This is a genomic window from Hydrotalea sp. (genome assembly GCF_049968455.1).
Lineage (GTDB): Bacteria > Bacteroidota > Bacteroidia > Chitinophagales > Chitinophagaceae > Hydrotalea.
In genome coordinates, this window is record NZ_JBMFQT010000007.1 from 87,156 (window position 1) to 88,648 (window position 1,493).

The 1,493-nt window shown below is 36.0% G+C and carries 1 protein-coding gene; it reads right to left on the bottom strand.

Annotation, left to right across the window (positions count from 1 at the left end; genetic code table 11):
• Positions 1–50: 50 nt before the first annotated feature.
• Positions 51–1,493, bottom strand: a 1,443-nt coding sequence (locus ACP5P5_RS06845; RefSeq protein WP_428285361.1) for a M13 family metallopeptidase, incomplete at its 5' end; no start/stop codon positions are given.

A 1,493-nucleotide genomic window follows, 5' to 3' on the forward strand; every position in this document is an offset into this window, starting at 1 on the left:
TTTTTGACAAACATCAAAAACCGGTTGAGTAGGGTTATAATAAAAACTAATTACCAAATTTTTATACGTTCATTTTCCGGCAAATACATTTTTTCGCCTGGTACAACATTAAATGCTTTGTAAAACGGCGTAAAGTTCATTAATGGTCCGTTTACTCTGTACATAGCAGGTGAATGGGGGTCTGTGTTAATCAATCTTAATGCATAGGCATCTTTTACTTTAGAACGCCAAATTTGTGCTAACGATAAAAAGAAGCGTTGATCAGGTGTAAAGCCATCAATTTTTTGTGTACTGTCTTGTCCTTCTTTGGTCATTTTAAATGCATCATAAGCAATGGCTATGCCGCCAATATCGGCCATATTTTCACCGGTAGTCAATGCTCCATTTACATGTACCGTATCTAGAATGGTAAAGCCATTGTATAACTGAATTACTTGTTGCGATTTTTTTCTAAATAAATCATAATCGCTGGCACTCCACCAATTTTTTAAATTACCATCTTTATCATATTGTGCCCCCTGGTCATCAAAACCATGTGTCATTTCATGGCCAATTACCATACCAATGCCTCCATAATTAATGGCATCATCGGCCTGAGGATCAAAGAATGGGAATTGTAAAATACCTGCAGGGAAAACAATTTCATTATACAATGGATTGTAATAGGCATTAATGGTAGGAGGAGTCATTTCCCATTCTGTTCTATCTACCGGTTTGCCTAACTTATTAATCATGTATTGGTAATTATTGGCTTCAGCGGCCATTATATTGTTGAAGTACTGGTTACGTTGAATGTTTACTTTGCTGTAATCTCTCCATTTATCGGGGTAACCAATTTTTTTAATGAATGCTTGTAATTTATCTTTTGCTTTTTGTTTGGTAGAATCACTCATCCAATCTAAACGATTAATACGATTGGCAAATGCTGTTTGCAAATTATTCACCAATTCATCCATGCGTTGTTTGGCTTCTTTGGTAAAATATTTTTCTACATATAATTGTCCTAATGCTTCACCAATTTGTCCATCAATGGTGCGATAAACGTTTTCCCAACGGGGCTTCATTTGTGTTTGCCCGTTTAAGGCTTTGCCATAATAGTTAAATGATGCTTGTACAAAAGGGCTGCTCAAATAACTGGCTACACCATTTAAAGTATGTAAACGCAAATACAATTGCCAGGTAGCAAGTGGTTGCGAAGTGATGAGTTGATTAAGTTTAGTATAAAATTCCGGTTGTTGTACATTGATTGAATCGGCTTGTATATTTAATGTTTTTATTAGCATTGGCCATTGCAGGTTAGGCATGGTTTTACTAAGTTGTGCTACAGCCATTTTGTGGTAGTTGCTTTGCGGGTCGCGAAGGGCAACATTGGTTTTGTGGCTTTCTGCCATTTGTTTTTCCAATGCATATACTTGCTCAACTTGTTGTATTGCAGTAAGGCTATCTGTTCCAGTTAGTATTAATAGTTTTTGTAAGTAGTTTTTATAAGCTTG